At 42.2% G+C, this 15,426-nt stretch carries 14 protein-coding genes and 2 tRNA genes; 4 read left to right on the top strand and 12 right to left on the bottom strand.

The genetic code is table 11. The annotated features are described in order from the left end of the window. Positions 1 to 21 precede the first annotated feature (21 nt). The 7 genes from PHF18_RS02305 to PHF18_RS02275 form a co-directional block, all read right to left on the bottom strand. Positions 22 to 711 (bottom strand): F0F1 ATP synthase subunit A, encoded by a 690-nt coding sequence (locus tag PHF18_RS02305; protein WP_300097758.1) that lies wholly within the window; start codon positions 709 to 711, stop codon positions 22 to 24. Further along, complete coding sequence (locus tag PHF18_RS02300) at positions 701 to 1,015, bottom strand: ATP synthase subunit I (RefSeq protein ID WP_300097755.1); 315 nt, start codon at positions 1,013 to 1,015, stop codon at positions 701 to 703. Before PHF18_RS02300 ends, PHF18_RS02305 begins: the two co-directional genes overlap by 11 nt. Beyond that, positions 1,008 to 1,346 (bottom strand): AtpZ/AtpI family protein, encoded by a 339-nt coding sequence (locus PHF18_RS02295; protein ID WP_300097753.1) that lies wholly within the window; start codon positions 1,344 to 1,346, stop codon positions 1,008 to 1,010. The genes PHF18_RS02300 and PHF18_RS02295 overlap by 8 nt, the downstream gene beginning before the upstream one ends. Then, a complete protein-coding gene (locus PHF18_RS02290) occupies positions 1,339 to 1,743 on the bottom strand; it encodes a F0F1 ATP synthase subunit epsilon (RefSeq protein WP_300097750.1) in 405 nt (134 codons plus the stop codon). Before PHF18_RS02290 ends, PHF18_RS02295 begins: the two co-directional genes overlap by 8 nt. Further along, positions 1,740 to 3,149 carry a F0F1 ATP synthase subunit beta gene (atpD, locus tag PHF18_RS02285; protein ID WP_300097747.1) on the bottom strand — a complete coding sequence of 470 codons (1,410 nt, stop codon included), beginning with the start codon at positions 3,147 to 3,149 and terminating at the stop codon, positions 1,740 to 1,742. The genes PHF18_RS02290 and atpD overlap by 4 nt, the downstream gene beginning before the upstream one ends. A 446-nt stretch (positions 3,150 to 3,595) precedes the next feature. Further along, positions 3,596 to 4,048 carry a GNAT family N-acetyltransferase gene (locus PHF18_RS02280; protein WP_300097744.1) on the bottom strand — a complete coding sequence of 151 codons (453 nt, stop codon included), beginning with the start codon at positions 4,046 to 4,048 and terminating at the stop codon, positions 3,596 to 3,598. Positions 4,049 to 4,274: 226 nt separating this feature from the next. Continuing rightward, a tRNA-Arg gene (locus PHF18_RS02275) sits at positions 4,275 to 4,368 on the bottom strand. A gap of 536 nt (positions 4,369 to 4,904) precedes the next feature. On the opposite strand from PHF18_RS02275, the gene PHF18_RS02270 reads away from it, so the two are divergent. Continuing rightward, positions 4,905 to 5,627, top strand: coding sequence for an ATPase domain-containing protein (locus PHF18_RS02270; protein WP_300097741.1), 723 nt, complete (start codon positions 4,905 to 4,907; stop codon positions 5,625 to 5,627). Then, on the top strand, positions 5,596 to 6,474 hold the full coding sequence (locus tag PHF18_RS02265) for a response regulator (protein ID WP_300097738.1): 879 nt from the start codon (positions 5,596 to 5,598) through the stop codon (positions 6,472 to 6,474). The genes PHF18_RS02270 and PHF18_RS02265 overlap by 32 nt, the downstream gene beginning before the upstream one ends. Before the next feature lie 367 nt (positions 6,475 to 6,841). On the opposite strand, the gene PHF18_RS02260 is transcribed toward PHF18_RS02265, so the two are convergent. The 4 genes from PHF18_RS02260 to PHF18_RS02245 all read right to left on the bottom strand — a co-directional run bounded on the left by PHF18_RS02260 (position 6,842) and on the right by PHF18_RS02245 (position 12,316). Next, the gene (locus tag PHF18_RS02260) at positions 6,842 to 7,570 is read right to left on the bottom strand and encodes an RAD55 family ATPase (RefSeq protein ID WP_300097735.1); all 729 of its coding nucleotides are present in this window, start codon (positions 7,568 to 7,570) and stop codon (positions 6,842 to 6,844) included. 347 nt (positions 7,571 to 7,917) lie between these two features. Next, positions 7,918 to 8,595, bottom strand: coding sequence for a TrkA family potassium uptake protein (locus tag PHF18_RS02255; protein WP_300097733.1), 678 nt, complete (start codon positions 8,593 to 8,595; stop codon positions 7,918 to 7,920). A gap of 358 nt (positions 8,596 to 8,953) precedes the next feature. After that, positions 8,954 to 9,943 carry a TrkA family potassium uptake protein gene (locus PHF18_RS02250; RefSeq protein ID WP_300097731.1) on the bottom strand — a complete coding sequence of 330 codons (990 nt, stop codon included), beginning with the start codon at positions 9,941 to 9,943 and terminating at the stop codon, positions 8,954 to 8,956. Between the two features lie 552 nt (positions 9,944 to 10,495). Continuing rightward, positions 10,496 to 12,316: a site-2 protease family protein gene (locus tag PHF18_RS02245; protein WP_300097729.1), complete on the bottom strand. Its 1,821-nt coding sequence runs from the start codon at positions 12,314 to 12,316 to the stop codon at positions 10,496 to 10,498. Positions 12,317 to 12,955: 639 nt separating this feature from the next. Between PHF18_RS02245 and cutA the strand changes: the two genes are divergently transcribed. After that, the gene (gene cutA, locus PHF18_RS02240) at positions 12,956 to 13,261 is read left to right on the top strand and encodes a divalent-cation tolerance protein CutA (protein ID WP_300097727.1); all 306 of its coding nucleotides are present in this window, start codon (positions 12,956 to 12,958) and stop codon (positions 13,259 to 13,261) included. A 261-nt stretch (positions 13,262 to 13,522) separates the two neighbouring features. Further along, a tRNA-Leu gene (locus PHF18_RS02235) sits at positions 13,523 to 13,605 on the top strand. 331 nt (positions 13,606 to 13,936) lie between these two features. On the opposite strand, the gene PHF18_RS02230 is transcribed toward PHF18_RS02235, so the two are convergent. After that, a complete protein-coding gene (locus PHF18_RS02230) occupies positions 13,937 to 15,346 on the bottom strand; it encodes a right-handed parallel beta-helix repeat-containing protein (protein ID WP_300097724.1) in 1,410 nt (469 codons plus the stop codon). Between the last annotated feature and the right edge of the window lie 80 nt (positions 15,347 to 15,426).

Genomic DNA, 15,426 nt, shown 5'->3' with positions numbered 1-15,426 from the left:
TTAGATTTGTTGTTTCAATTCTTATTCTCCGGTTTCACTTCTGGACTTACCGGTTCGCGTGGCGGCAGTAATGTAAACCGTAGCCAGAATACTGAAGATATAGGCCTGCACCATGCCAATTAGCAGGCCGAGAGCTGTCATAATTATCGGAAAAATGAATGGCGTTATTGTCAGCAGTATGCCGACAATCATAGACCCGCTCATAATGTTCCCGAACAGCCGGATTGCCAGAGCCAGCGTGCGGGATACTTCACTGATAATATTAAATGGCAGCATGATGATCGTCGGTTCTGTGTAAGACTTGAGATAGCTCCCAAGCCCCTGCTCTTCTATGCCAAAAATTGGCACGGCCACAAATACACATAACGCGAGCGCAGCCGTGGTTGAGAGAGAGCCGGTTGGGGGCTCATAGCCCGGGAAGATGATAGAGAGGTTGGATATGGCGATGAACAGAAAGAGCGTGCCCAGAAAGCCCAGGTACTTCTGCGGTCGATTCAGGCCAACATCTTCAATTTGTTTTAAAATGCCCATGACAATGATTTCCAGAATATTCTGCCATCGGGAACGTTTCAGATCAGTGGAAAGTTTGCTTGTAACGATTTTTGAACCGACTACCATTACCAGCATTAGCCCCCAGGTGTACACAATCGTAGCGTTGAGCTTGATAAAACCGTACTGCCAGAAAACCAGCTCATCAGGACTAAGTCGCATGACTTGCCTCCTTTGTCAGTTGATTCGGGTCTTCCTCCGGGAGTCTGGTTAGTCTGAGAACGATACGGCGCACAATGAAAAATCCAAGTAAGCACATGAGCAGCCTCTCCCAATGGCCGCCCGAGGCAAAGAAAAATCCAGCCACAGCAGTGCCAGTCCGCAGCAGCAAGCTGCCGAAGAATAAAAGCGCCGGTTGCTTAGACGAAAGTCCCTTCTGAACCGTCCACCAGAGGCCGCCGAAGAAAAAAGCTCCGAGCAAAAAGCCAGCTACCAGCGCCGAGATGAGATTCAAAACTTCATTCATTGTTATCCTCCTGTTCCGCCTGCATTTCCTCATGCTCTCTGGCTATCCAATGCCATGCATTCAAACAGCCGACAACCAGGCCTATAATAAGCAGCGTGAGAGTCCAGGAAAAGCTCACTGGATATTGCCTGTCCAGCCAGAGCCCAAGAGCCGCACCAAGCAGCGTTGGAATTGCCACCGACCAGCCGATAAGCCCCATCATGCCTAAACCAAGCCAGACAGTCCGATTCACATGACGTTGTGCTCTGAGTTTGCGTTCAGCTTTTGTCCCAACCTGGCGGGCCAGGGGATGCGCGTCCTTCGAGGGTTTATCTGTCGGTCTGTCAGCCATTCTTAAACCCCGCTAAGCGACGCATAAGCCCGATTTCCAATTTTGTCATCACTGAACGCATTTTTTGCTCGCTCTCGTCCAGGGTCAAAAACTCTCTTTCTACCTCCTCCCTTAACTGATGAAGGTCTGTTCCGGCAATGGCGCTGCGCACTGAGACCAGCACGTCCTGCCCGGCCTTGATCAGGACGCCTTCATCGACAGCCACATAAACCTCGCCATCTGCTTCGGTTTCATAGATCAAAATCCCGGGTTCCAGAGCCGCTACACAATCGAGTCGGTGTGGCAGGAGTCCAAACGAACCCTCGCGGGTCTCTGCGACTATGCGCGATACACCTTTCTTTTCGGCAAAAATCTGGAAAGGCAGAAGAATCTTGAGCTTCATGAGGGGTGAATTCATGTTTGTTCCCTGCTTGATTTTCTGGCTATTGCTTCATCAATTGTTCCGATCATGTAGAGATCGCTTTCCGGGTAATCTTTGAATTCGTCTTGCAGGATACGCTCGCAGCCGTCGAGGGCGTCTGAGAGAGGGACGAATTTGCCTTTAAAACCGGTGAACTGCCCGGTAGTGAAAAATGGCTGAGTGAGAAAACGCTCCAGGCGGCGAGCGCGAACGACCACGTTTCTGTCCTCATGTGACAGCTGTTCCAGGCCAAGCATAGATATTATGTCTTTGAGTTCTGCGTATTGCGCGAGCGTCTGCCGGATTTCCTGGGCCAGCCGATAATGCCTTTCCCCAATAATGCCAGTTGTGGACATTTTTGAATTTGACTGCAAGGGGTCAATAGCCGGATAAAGCCCCTCACTTGCCCTTTTGCGTGAGAGGACAATCGATGCCGAAAGGTGTGAAAACGTATGCACAGCTGCAGGGTCCGTGAAATCATCAGCCGGTACATATACCGCCTGAATTGACATGATAGCTCCGGCATCGGTATTGGATATACGCTCTTCTAACTCCGATAACTCGGTGCCCATTGTCGGCTGATAGCCAAGGCGCGATGGCATCTGCCCCATCAAGCCAGACACTTCCGAGCCAGCCTGGATGAAGCGAAAAATGTTATCGATAAGCAGCAGCACATCGCGGTGCTCATCGTCTCGGAAATACTCTGCCATTGTAAGAGCTACATGCCCCACTCGAAAACGGGCACCTGGGGGTTCGTTCATCTGGCCGAACACCATGACCGTATTCGGGAGCACCCCTGCTTCTTTCATGTCACGGTAAAGTTCTTCCCCTTCACGACAACGCTCCCCTATTCCACAAAATATGCTCACTCCCTGGTGTTGCTTGGCCACATTGTGAATCATCTCTGTTAGCAACACCGTTTTGCCAACACCTGCCCCTCCGAACAGGCCCGCTTTGCCTCCGCGTTCAAGGGGTACAAGCACATCTATAGCCTTGATACCGGTCTCGAAGATTTCGGATTTAGTTGACCGACTTATCAATGGTGGTGGAGGTTGATGGATTGTTCGCCACTGGACGTTTGACGGTGGAGCCCTGTGATCGATGGCATTTCCAAACACGTCGAACATCCGGGAAAGAATTTCCCTTCCTACAGGTGCTTTCAATGGTCCACCCGTATCTTCTACCTTCGTGCCCCGGGCAAGCCCTTCGGTAGGGGTCAGTGCAATCCCACGAACGTGATATGAATCCAGTTGGGTTAAAACCTCAATGGCAATTTCTCCATTTTTTCCCGTACGTAGTAATGAGTATATGGGAGGCAAATACTTCTCAAATCTTATATCTACGATACTGCCACGTACCGAGACGACAGCACCGAGGTTCAAGGGATTATTTTTATTTTCCATATGACCTTTGACAGCTCCCCTTATGATTGCATCGCACCCTTTCGCTTTTGAAAGTGCCCATTTTTTATAAGATATAACTCGTGAGAATTAAACAGATATAATGAGAATTCACATTCAATTTAGTTCCGCAAAAACTACAATAAGCGGGAAACGCTGAAGAGAAAACAGAATGTAATTTTTTTTCAAATAAGACTTCTGGCAAAGGAACATACTACATTGCTTTGTCTCCTCTTCCCCATAAGGAAATAGATCACTAAATTATATAAATGTGATTTTGTCCTATTTTTCGTTTTACAGCTACGGCAAAGTCTAATTTATATTATTTAATGAATATGAAAAAATAATGAACTTGTCTCCTGGATGTGAAAATAGAAAAAACAAATCCTGAGACTGAGATTCGAGGATGAGATTCGATACTTATCAAACAAACTTTTAGCTGCAGAAAATCAAGACTTTTTTACCATGGATATATGTTCTATGTTAGTTTCAAGGAAAGTTTCCCCATAGGCAACAAATCCAAACTTTTCATAAAAGCTTACTGCATGAGTTTGGGCATGAATATAAACCTCTCCTGCCCCCATTTTTACAGCTGTTTCCAGAAGTTTATCTACAACGAGTTTACCGATCTGTTTTCCCCTGCATTCTTTCAGGACGGAAATCCTTCCGATAAGCCAGGTTTCTCCATCTTTAAAAAGCCTGCCTGTGGCAACAGGTCTGGTATTTGCATACACAACAACGTGACGGGACCTTAAGTCTGCCCTGTCAAATTCCTCTTCTTCAGGCACATTTTGTTCTTTTACGAAGACTTTTCTTCGGACATGGAAGGCATCCTCCAGGTCCTGAGAGCTTTTAGCATCAATCAGTTTTATGTTGAGTGAGGGGTCACGTTTCTTTTCCATCCAGGAACCTCTTTTTTCAATTTCCGCGGTTTATTTTTCAGCAGGAAGAAAATCCGGAGAATAAATATTTTTTGGCGCCCAATGAAAGGATTTTGGCCCGCAATGCTATGATAATTGTAAAAAATATTGTAAAAAAACTATTAATGAATAACTTTCAGCTGAAGAAAAGACTGCACAGAAGAACAGTTACAGTAAAGTTGAGGACATCAGGTACAAAATTAATTAACGGGCCCGCCGCGATTCGAACACGAGTCAATGGGTATCTTCGTAATAATCTTACTTCGAAGCCCATTAGGATATCCTGGCTACCCTACGAGCCCACGGTGCAGGAGTAGTGATAGTAACTACCCATATTAAAGGTTTCTCTCAGAATTGAGAAAAGTGGACAGAGAAAGAGAGCAAATTCAAAAATACCCTTGCAATGAAAATGTTTATCAAGTCATACAGATGAAATAAATGATAACAGATTAAATGAAAAGATCGGAAATTTATGGCTCAAAGTCCAATCAAGATTAATAGAAACATCAATGAAAAAAAAAGAAACAACTCACAAACATAACTTTTATATTACAAAAGTTCTTTTAATATATAGAAGTGATTTTCGGCATCATATTATTGTACCCTATTGAATTATATAAGTCATATATGGCCCCATCTGAACAAATAAAATCAAATAGAAAGATATTTTATTTTGAGCTATAAAGGAACAGTGGATATGTGTTTTAAGTTAAAAAACTGTTAAATAATATTTAAAGATTTGTGATAACTTACAATACATTGTACAATTAATTCAATGCCGCATAATAGCGCAGAAATGAAAAGGGCAAAGTACACAAGAAAATGAGGGTTTACAAAAATGGAGAGGGTTTCAACAGGCATAGGAGAACTGGACAGGAAATTGATCGGGGGCTATCCTGTGAACAAAGCAACCCTGATAACGGGTGTAGCAGGGAGTGGAAAAACTATCTTTGGAATCCATTTCATTCACAGGAGTTGTCAGGAAGGAAAAAAATGCCTGATGATCGCAACTGAAGAAACTCCTGAAGATATCCTCTACCAGGCAGAAATGCTGGGGCATGATCTTAGACCTTATTACGAGAGCGGGCAGCTCAGCATAGAAAATATATTTGAAAGCCGTTCCGAAAGCATAGGGCATACAAGGTATGGTTTTAAACCTGAAGGCCTGGATATTGAACTTCCGAACCTTATAGAATTCATACGTGAAGGAACGGAATGCCTTGTCATAGATAATCTAGGCACCTTTGCCCTGAGAGTTTCCAAAATAAAGCTCAGAGACCAGTTTGACGGACTGAACTATCTCGTGAGAAAAAAAGGCTGCACTACTCTTTTAATCATGGACGAGTCAGCACACAATCTAACTCACCAGCTTGCTGAGTACTCGGTCTATGGTTCTATTCGCCTTCTGGTGAAAGAAAATGCCTATCTCGGAAAAATGGAGCGCTACCTATGCATACCCAAGATGCGCAGTACCCCCATTTCTCCCGATATGTCGATCTTTGAAATCACATCTGAAGGAATCGAGATTCATGAACCCAAGGGAGGAAGCCTTGTTGAATGAGAATATCAAACCAAAAATCCTGATTGTAGATGACATGAAGGAAAATGTAGAACTTATGGAGGCCTACCTTGCAGTCGAACCTTATGAAGTTGTCTCTGCCTCTGGTGGAAAAGAAGCACTCCAGAAAGTTAAGAACGAAAACCCGGATATCATCCTTCTGGATGTTATGATGCCTGAACTCAACGGCTACGAGGTCTGCAAAATTCTCAAGGAAAATCCCGAAACCCAGTTCATTCCCGTCCTGATGCTTACCGCCCTTTCAGAACTTGAAGACCGGATAAAAGGGATTGATGTCGGAGCTGATGATTTTCTTACAAAACCCATAAATAGACTTGAACTCAAGACCAGAGTGAAATCTCTGCTCAGAGTCAAATGCCTTCACGACAGATTGGTTTCCGACCGCGACAATCTCGAAGTAAAGAACAGAGTACAGAGTATCCTTACATCCATAATTCCGACTCTTCTCCAGTCTATCTCCAATGAAGAAAAAAAGGTTATAATAAACCAGATGACAGGCATGGTAGAAAGGACCCTTCTCGATCTGTACCATTTTGAGAACAGAGAAATGGACCTGGCTTACGCAGGGAATGTCTGCGCCGAGATAATGAACCAGCTGGGTGGAGTCTTTTCCTCGACCATGGGTGAAAATGAAAAAATCTGGGTAGTCAGGGGAACAAAATGTCCCTGGAAAGGAGAAGAAGCCCGCAAAAACCCCATCCTTTGTACACTGACCAGGAAGATTTTTTCAAGCATAACTTTGAAAGTAGATTCAGGCTGCAGCCTTGAAGCTATAAAAACCATAGGAAACAGGAACGACTGCTGTGAATTTATTATAAAAGCAGCATAATATTTGATTTCAGATCCTTTTTACCTGATTTCTGAATCAGATATATCTGAATTCCTTTTTAATTTTAATTTCTTTTTCTTCCCTGAATCTTTTTGTTATTTCGGGGTGAACTACCCCTGAGCTAAAGACTCAGAGGCTTCCTGCGTCATTCTTCAGACTATTGTCCACAAGTCAAGCAGGCTCTACCCCGTGTCCGGTGAAAATATGTACTTGAGCTTCCTTTCGAATTCCAGTTTTCGCTGGAACAGTCTCCAGTGTCGCATCAACAGGAAAATGTCGTCTAAAATCAGTTGCAACTATTCAGAATAGTTCAATCCTTGAGGATTGACGCGACACCGGAATGAGATCGTCGGGAGATTAAATAGGATCACTTGTCGAGTGATTTCTGGCCTATGCCTGAGATAACTCTAATTCCCTGCGAAGTAATGTCAAACAGGGAATATTTGACCGGGACTGGAGTATTTCTCATTTTTTCAATGTAGAGATACTGCTTTGTTTTTCCAGAACTGAAATTTTCCTGTGTTATGAGTCTAATCAACCCGAAAACCATGTAACCTGTAAGCTTGTGGGTCAGCTCGTAAGAATCCTCATCCATTATAAAGAGGCTTGTACATCCGTTTTTCAGGAGGATTATGCTTATCGAACTGAACTCATCTGCAAACTCTCTTATATCGTGATGTATAGCCATTACTCCGATGTTGTCAATGATCACAACATCAACTTCCGAAGACATGGAGCTCAGATATTCGAGTATATCCGCATCCACGGCACAGAGCCCTTTTCCGAATTTTGAAACACTTTTGAGCTTGTTAATCTTGTCTTCGAATATATTCCTGATACTCAGCTGGCCGTTCTCAAGGAAAGGCTCCAGGTTAAGATTGAGGCTTCGGGCCTGAGTGAGTATGTCTTCAGTAAGCTCTCTGGTAAGAACAAGTATGCATTTTTTGCCTTCCTGGCAACTCCTGTGCAGAAAATGAATTTCGAGGATGGTTTTTCCCGAACCAGGAGGACCGGTGACCAGAATACTCTTTCCTTTAGGATACCCCCCATCCATCAGCAAATCCAACCCTTTTACTCCAGTAGACAAAATCTCCATACGATCACATACCCTCCATACTATTACATATTTAAGCACGATAGGTTTCTATTAAACGCGAATAGTTTCTCATCAATTAAAGTAAGTTAATCTTGAACTTACTATAAAAAGTAAGTTTCCATTTTAGTATATTATGTTTCAACTGATATATTTTTTCCTGAAAAAATAAAGAAAGTTGCCAGAAAAGCAGGTGCCTGCAAAAATTACAGGAACAGAGAATTACAGGAACAGAGAATTACAGGAACATAATTACAGGAACAGAGAATTACAGTAACAGAGAAAAAACAAGACTTTTTAAAAACCAGACTTTTACTTGTGTTCATTTATCATTATATTAAAACAGTATATTAATCAAGATAGTTCTCCTTAAACTCCGAGATCTGCTTGCTGCTTCCCACAACTGCAACTATGTCTCCTGCCCGGAGTACAGTCTGTTTGTTAATGGTAGTAGTAACAAGACCCTCGCGCTCAATGCCTATTACAGTGCATCCGACCTTTTTTTCGAGGTCCAGGTTTTCTATTGATTTTCGGTCAAAAAAAGAGCCTTTCTCAATATGGTACTTTTCAATTTCTATGCCCTCGTAAAGCATTATATCTTCATCGATCCTGCAGACTTTTCCAATACAATTTGCGCTCATTTTGGCAAGCATCTGGCCCGCAACTATAGAAAGAGACCCGACATAGTCCGCTCCTGCCTTATAGATCTTATCGATGGATTGTACGGAGTTTGCCCTTGCCACAATGATAGCTTCAGGATTCAGTCCTCTGGAAATAAGGGTTGCGAAAATAACATTGGTATCATCATTCAGGGCTACAAACACAAGGCATGCAGTTTTTACTCCAGCTGCCATCAGGATCTCCTCATCCGCCCCGTTGCCCACAAGATGTTCAAATTCCACATTCTCAAAAACTTTCTCATTGGAATCCACAACTACAAAACGGAACATTCCTCCAGAAAGTTCACTCACAATGCTCCTTCCGACGTCCCCATACCCGAGTACAACAAGATGTCCTTTTGACTTCATTATTAATCCCTTAGGTTTTTAAACAAGTTTTTGAAGAAATGTGCTGAAAAATTGCCCTGGATAAGTTTTATCAAGTCAATTTATTCGGTCTTTAGCTTTATCTGGTCTTTATGGCTTTAAACAGATAAAATTTTTGAGAGATGATGTCTATAATTTTGAGTTATGATGTCTATAATTTTGAGTTATGATGTCTATAATTTTGAGTTATGATACCCTATTAAGGAATGACAAAAATATAACTTTTAATTTTTAGTTTGGGAATTGATCTATAGTTCCATTCCCCAAATAATCATTCTTGGCAACAAAACCCCTTGATATTATATTTGAATCATTCCTAAGCTGTATTTCAGGCTGGCAGTCAATGTGTAAGTTTCTTCAGTTTTGAGAGCTCATCCGGCGTTCCCACAGCCAGCAGGACAGAGTTGCCCCGGATGATATCTTCTTCTTTAAGGTCAAAAGAGAGAGCCCCGCTTTTCCAGATTCCAACAATTCTTGCATCAGTCAGCCGCTGGCTGGAAACTTCTTTAAGGGTCTTGCCTATAAGCGAGCTCTTGAGATAGATAGGGAATTCCGTAACGTGCACTCCTTTGAAAATTTCAGTCGTCCCTGTCACCCTGCTTACAAGCCTGTCCATTGCTTTTCTTCCGATAAACTGTCCGAATATCGATTTAGGAGAAACAACGGTATCAGCACCTGCGTATTTCAGATATTTTGAATTGGACCTATCCTCAACGATGGCAATAATATTAAGATGCTGGAACTCCCGAGCAGTTAGCACGATGTTCGCATTTCTTTCATCGGATTTGTTGGCAATAAGGATCCTGGCTTTTTGAACACCTGCATTTGTAAGGGCCTGCTTGTCACTTGGAGTCCCGAAAATGCAGGGGATATCCCTGAAAACAAGTTCTTTTACGATTTCTTCCTCGTCCTCGATTATTATGAAAGTTATCTCCTGCTCTGCCAGTTCATCAATCAGGGTTTCTACCAGCTGGTTGTACCCACAGATAATAATGTGGTCTTTCATGCTAGAAGGGACTTTCCTTGGCATTCTGAACTTGATAACCTTGTCCATCCAGGGAGCGATAACATAAGTTGCAAGAAAACCTGAAATCAGAATAATTCCCGTAACCTGTACGACTATGGAAAAGATTCTTCCCGGAAGCGAGGTGAAAACCACATCCCCATATCCTACCGTTGCAATGGTAGTTGTAGCCCAGTAGATAGCTGTGACAGCATTTGCATTTGCGGGCTGGTTCTCAAGAATCATAAGCTGTTTAAAAAGCAAAATATAGATTGCAAGCAGGAGCAAAACTACAAGTTTGTATGCCATATCGGGCTTTTTGCGCATTATTTTTCGAAACTTTGATTTATGACTGATCCTTTTCTTACCTGAAGAAAACATTCTTCGTGCCCTTCCTTAGGTCTTCTGCTGAACTAGTGTCGCGTCAATCTTCAATGATTAAATGATTCTAAATAGATGTAATCGATTAAATACGACATTTTACCGCTGACGCGACACTAGGTCAAAATATCTTTTAATCTATATTCTCTCTACAGGTTCATAGAATTTCGCTTGAATGTTACTTGAGAGCTTCTTCTAATAGGCTGGAATATTATTTAAGGAACAGGAAATCTCAAAGACCGGCTAGTAACGGCAAACCGAAGAAATGCCCGAAAAGAATCAGGAATCAGAAAAGAATCAAGAATCAGAAAAGAATCAGGAATCTGAAAAGAATCAGGAATCAGAAAAGAATCAAGAATCAGAAAAGAATCAGGAATCAGAAAAGAATCATGAAAACCGGAAAAAAGTTTTAACTTTCCGGCTTTCCAGCAGATTTCCGAATTAATTGAATTTATCCCGATGCTTCTCCCTGTTTGAGCTATTCTCAGTTTGAGCTATTCACATCAACTGCCCTATGAAAGGCCCGAATATCATGAAGAGGAATGAGAGCAGGATCAACATCGAAAGACTTGCTGTGATCGAATTAGAGATCCTTTCTGAAACTGCCTCGTTCCGTGTAAACCGATATATGAGGGAGTAGGAATAGTCCCTGAACACATGCCCACCATCAAGAGGCACCGCAGGCAGGCAGTTGAACAGGCCCACGTAAAAGTTCAGCCAACCAATCCAGAGCAGGGAGTTTGCAATCCAGAAAATTCCAACTCCAAGGGGCTCTGCCCAGCCAACCGGATGGTAGAACTGAGCGATTGTGCCTGAAAAGCCGCGGAATCCCTCACCTGCAAATCCGTATATAGGAAGCCCGAAAAGGAGAATCCAGCCTACTGGTTCGTCCAGAAAGGAAGGGATCTGCTTTAGCGCTTCAAGATAGAATTTTGCCTGGGGCATCCATATGGAAATTCCGAGCATCGGGCAATCCAGGTTTCCTTCATTTCCGTACGTCACTCCAAGGAAGCCACTTTCACCATCCGAGGGATGAGGAGCCAGCTGGACATCGAAAATAGCGGTGCCGTTTTCGGTAAGGACACCCGTATAATTTGCAGAGGGCATCATCTCTACCTCTATAGTCTGGTTTACCTTTGTCCCTTGCATAAAGTCAATGAAACTTGCAATGCTTCGCATTCTTGTCTCGTTAATCCGGAGCATTGTCATCCCGGTCTCGATTCCTGCAGCCTCTGCAGGACTTCCTTCTACAATACCCCCTACAGGCACACCACTGAAACATTTCTCTGGAGAAGAAGGAACTTTTAATTCATGGACTGAAACGACACTGTCTTTTGAAGCATGGATGCGCAAAGTATCTCCGGGTTCGGCTGTCTCAAGATAAGAGAGAAGGTCCATGCCTGTAGTGACATTTGTGTCATCAACCTGCGTGATTATCATGTTTTCCTGAAGCCCGGCAAGCTGAGCTGGAGAACTTTCGTTTATGCCTACGATCATTGCATCGCTGAGAGGAGCAATTGCCCCCAGCACAGGCCCAAAAAAGAGCAGTAGAGCTACAAAAGCAACGCAGAAATTAGCCATAACTCCGGCAGCAAGGATACGGGACCTCTGGGTTCTTGTGGCAACAACTGCTGGTTCAGGCTTTGCTTCTTCGTGCTTGAGGACACCTGGTTCTCCATTTTGCTCCTCTTTTGGATTTTGTTCTTCTTTTTCTCTTTGCTCCCACTCTTCGATTTCCTCAATCGTTGCCGTTAGTGGAAGCTCTGTTTTTACATCCTCTTTTTTCCCGAAGAGCTGTTCATCATCAGGTTCCGCAAAACCCCCTATAGGAACAAGGGCAAGCAGGATTCCCATGGATTTGACTCTGATGCCTTCAACCCTGCACAGGATTGCATGGGAAAACTCGTGCACTACAAGAGTAACTATGAGGGCAATCACTCCCCAGGTAAAAGGGATAAACTCGTTTACTCCGGGGATCAAAAGGATATTCCTGGGGGCATTGTACTTTCCCGGCGCTGGCACACTATTGTTCAGAAATGAGGTATAGAGTGCCAGGTCCGAAATAATAATGACCAGGAGCATAGCAACCATGCCTGCAAACATCATCAGGATTCCAACGTTTGCGAAAATCCTCCAGTAACGTTTAGGGCGGGCAAGAATGTCCAGTAACTTAAGACCCTTTGTTGTCCTGATCATGAGGATCGGGAGAGGCCCGAAAGTGCTTATGTTATACTTTTCCAGGATACCCTTTCTGTCAAGAAAGGAAATCAGGAACCAGTACATTAAAAAAATACCCAGTGCAATGCTTGTGCCACTCAAGAAAATTCTCCGAAATCATTAACTGAAACAATTATAAGATTTGGATTGTGAATGTTAATCGATTAAATATTGACGATTGACTCATATCGATGATTGAATACATATCGATGATTGCCTATCGGTCGATTTAACTGTAATTAACTGTAGATAGATTAACTGTAGATCAATTATAACTGTAGATCAATTATAACTGTAGATCAATTATAATTGTATATAGAACATGCCTTCAATAATGAAGTTAGCGCCAGCAACCTTTGAACACAGTTTACAAGCTCCAAGCTGTCTTTTTAAGCAGTAGTTCGGGGAAGACATACATTCAATTAATTAATGCTGTTAAACCCGGTAGTATATCTTATTATAAAAACGTTTTAGTTCGTCTTTACATAGCCTGAGATCCAGTTTCATAAAATATTTTTTTTGAAAATGCCTGTATCTAAAAAGGCACAAAATAATACATCATAATTATATAAAAATACATATGGAAATACAGTTTTCGGTTTGCCGGAAAGGTCATTTTAAAGGGTTCTATTTTATGGTCAAAGGCAATAGATAATAATTGCACGAATAATAATAATAATAATATCCAGTATATACCCAGTAATTTGTGGTTATAATAACTTTGTATTAGGTGCCTGTTACATGCTTGGGATCGCGTACATTACTGCAGGAGATATGAAGAATGCATCAGAAATCGCAAGAGAGCTGGTTTCAAGAAGGCTTGCAGCCTGCGTAAACATGTTTCCGATATCTTCAATCTACAGATGGAATGAAAAGATAGAGGAGCAGAACGAGATAGTTCTACTTGTTAAAACCGACTCTTCACGCCTTGATGAAATCATCGAAGTCGTGAAAATCCTTCATACGTACGACCTGCCTGCGATCGAATTCTGGGAAATTGAAGGGGAAAAGGAGTACCTCGACTGGGTCCATGTAAACAGTTCATGAGGAAAACCTGAAGGTCTCTAAACCTGAACATGAAGCTGGGATGTCTGAAACCGGAAATGAGAAAAAATATGTGCAAAACATCCCCCTGACTCAAAAATTAGCAGGATTAGCTTAGTTACAGGATTAGCTTTATATGTTAGTTATAACTTTACCTATTTGGATTCCGAAAAGCGCGAGAATATCCAAACGGTCAACAGTGACAGAGTCAAGATATAATCAGGAAAACTAGATAATATTTAGACAATAAATAAAATCAATTGTGCGAGGGTTGCCGAGTGGTTAAAGGCGATGGGCTCAAGATCCATTCCCGCAGGGGTTCAAGGGTTCGACTCCCTTCCCTCGCATTGAACTTATTAGAATTTTCTCATTTTTTTTAGGTTATTTTATTAGGTTAATTTTTTAAGGTTCTTATTGTCGTTAAATTTCTCTGGTTCTATTTACATTTCTTTTGAGTTGCGGCAAGAAGCCAGGTCAAAGGTGATAGGTTGAAGACCTATTCTCGTAGGAATTCGTGCGTTCTCGTGCGTTCTCGTGCGTTCTCGTGCATTCGAATCGCACTTCTCGCATCCTACCTTTTTGAGGTAAATTGTATCCCCCCATATTCAGAGAAGGGAATTATTCACCACCCTTGACACTTTATCTGGTTACCATTTTCTCCAGTATTTTTTGAAGAATTTAAGATGGATTCCCGGCAGCGACGCAGGGAGAATTTGATTTGAGATGGTAATCATGTGAACCAAGGTCTGTAAAGAGAGGAGCTACATATATGTCAGTGGTTGAGTTTGCATTTTTATAATTTCCACCCACATTATTATACAAACAGTTATTATCCAGCACAAAGGTATGTGTTTCAGGGAGATAATTGATCACTGCGTATCCTGTCCCATCAGGGTCTTTTGTGCGTTTTTGGGTATTTACAATTATATTGTTGCGGATAATCGTTGTGTATCCTGTACCTTGAGGTGAAAGGTCAACGGTATCGCTTGTGCCTGTAGAAACTGAAGGGTACATATTGATAATAGCAGCATGATATATACCGTCAAATACGTTATTCTCAATGAGAGTATCGTAAAACCCACTGGTCACAATACCTCCTACCCAGTCAATACCGGGGTTCGTACCGGTGTCGTAAAAGGTATTATGATGAATGTGGACATTCCGTGCCTCTTTCCTGGGATAAGATTCTCCATAACCTATCAGCCAGATTCCAGGCCCATAAGTGTTATGGATAGTATTATTGTATATCTCTACATCGTTCACTATACCTGTTGATTTCTCGATAAGGATTCCAGGGCCTCCTGCGCTCCAATCGAAAAAAGAGTCGATCACATTATCATGGAATTTTATGTGGTTTGAGTTCCATATTCTAAGACCGCTATTAGTCCTGCAAGTTATTGTGTTGTCCCAGGCCTCTATATTCTGGCATTCAATGGCGTAAAGACCGTCATGCCCCAATTTGTACACTTTGTTATTGTAAAATTGAATGTTGGACCCTTTCTCTACTTTCAGCCCGTCTCCATGCCCATCATGCAGGTACATATCATGAACTTGAATGTCTCTGGCATTGAGGAAAGAGATCATATTGTAATATCCTTCCCCTTTCTTTTTGTCCTGATTATGGTCATGATCTCCGTTGATTTCAAATCCTCTTATAGTGACTCTACGGATTCCGGCACTGTCCATTTGAGTTATCAGCGGCTTCCCACTTTGCCAGCCTGCTTCGTCTTTAAGTTTAATTACGGCTGTAGAATCCCCCTCAAGGACTGTTTTGCTTCCAATCAAAATACTGTCAGAGATATCGTATATATTTGGACCTTTTAAATGAACAGTTGAATACTGTCGATTTTCTGCAACGTATGCAAGAGCTTGATTTATCTCTACCTGATCATCACTCCCGTCACAGTTGAAGTTTCCACTTCCATCGCCAGTTACATACACAATCTTATTTAATGGGATAAGAGAATAGTTGGATTGTGTAGCATAAAGAATGAATATTCCCAGTGCAATCAGGGAAATAAGAATTACAATGGAAATTCCTATTTTTTTCCTGTTTTGCCGTATGTATCTAAGATGTTTTTGATTCATTTTACCCCTCTTTTAATTAAAAATTTCAGCCTTGAAAATCTCTTGAGAGTGGATTTTTGATCTTGTCTGGTGAACTGCCA

It is taken from the genome of Methanosarcina sp., assembly GCF_028693135.1.
Taxonomy (GTDB): domain Archaea; phylum Halobacteriota; class Methanosarcinia; order Methanosarcinales; family Methanosarcinaceae; genus Methanosarcina.
Note: the sequence above shows the minus strand (reverse complement) of the source record. Positions and strands in the feature narration are given on the sequence as shown.

What these genes read in the sequence shown, in the direction of transcription:
- PHF18_RS02230 (WP_300097724.1), bottom strand. Translation starts at nt 15,346, where the DNA reads ATGAATCAAAAACATCTTAGATACATACGGCAAAACAGGAAAAAAATA.
- PHF18_RS02290 (WP_300097750.1), bottom strand. Translation starts at nt 1,743, where the DNA reads ATGAATTCACCCCTCATGAAGCTCAAGATTCTTCTGCCTTTCCAGATT.
- PHF18_RS02260 (WP_300097735.1), bottom strand. Translation starts at nt 7,570, where the DNA reads ATGGAGATTTTGTCTACTGGAGTAAAAGGGTTGGATTTGCTGATGGAT.
- PHF18_RS02280 (WP_300097744.1), bottom strand. Translation starts at nt 4,048, where the DNA reads ATGGAAAAGAAACGTGACCCCTCACTCAACATAAAACTGATTGATGCT.
- PHF18_RS02300 (WP_300097755.1), bottom strand. Translation starts at nt 1,015, where the DNA reads ATGAATGAAGTTTTGAATCTCATCTCGGCGCTGGTAGCTGGCTTTTTG.
- atpD (WP_300097747.1), bottom strand. Translation starts at nt 3,149, where the DNA reads ATGGAAAATAAAAATAATCCCTTGAACCTCGGTGCTGTCGTCTCGGTA.
- PHF18_RS02255 (WP_300097733.1), bottom strand. Translation starts at nt 8,595, where the DNA reads ATGAAGTCAAAAGGACATCTTGTTGTACTCGGGTATGGGGACGTCGGA.
- cutA (WP_300097727.1), top strand. Translation starts at nt 12,956, where the DNA reads ATGCTTGGGATCGCGTACATTACTGCAGGAGATATGAAGAATGCATCA.
- PHF18_RS02270 (WP_300097741.1), top strand. Translation starts at nt 4,905, where the DNA reads ATGGAGAGGGTTTCAACAGGCATAGGAGAACTGGACAGGAAATTGATC.
- PHF18_RS02295 (WP_300097753.1), bottom strand. Translation starts at nt 1,346, where the DNA reads ATGGCTGACAGACCGACAGATAAACCCTCGAAGGACGCGCATCCCCTG.
- PHF18_RS02305 (WP_300097758.1), bottom strand. Translation starts at nt 711, where the DNA reads ATGCGACTTAGTCCTGATGAGCTGGTTTTCTGGCAGTACGGTTTTATC.
- PHF18_RS02250 (WP_300097731.1), bottom strand. Translation starts at nt 9,943, where the DNA reads ATGCGCAAAAAGCCCGATATGGCATACAAACTTGTAGTTTTGCTCCTG.
- PHF18_RS02265 (WP_300097738.1), top strand. Translation starts at nt 5,596, where the DNA reads ATGAACCCAAGGGAGGAAGCCTTGTTGAATGAGAATATCAAACCAAAA.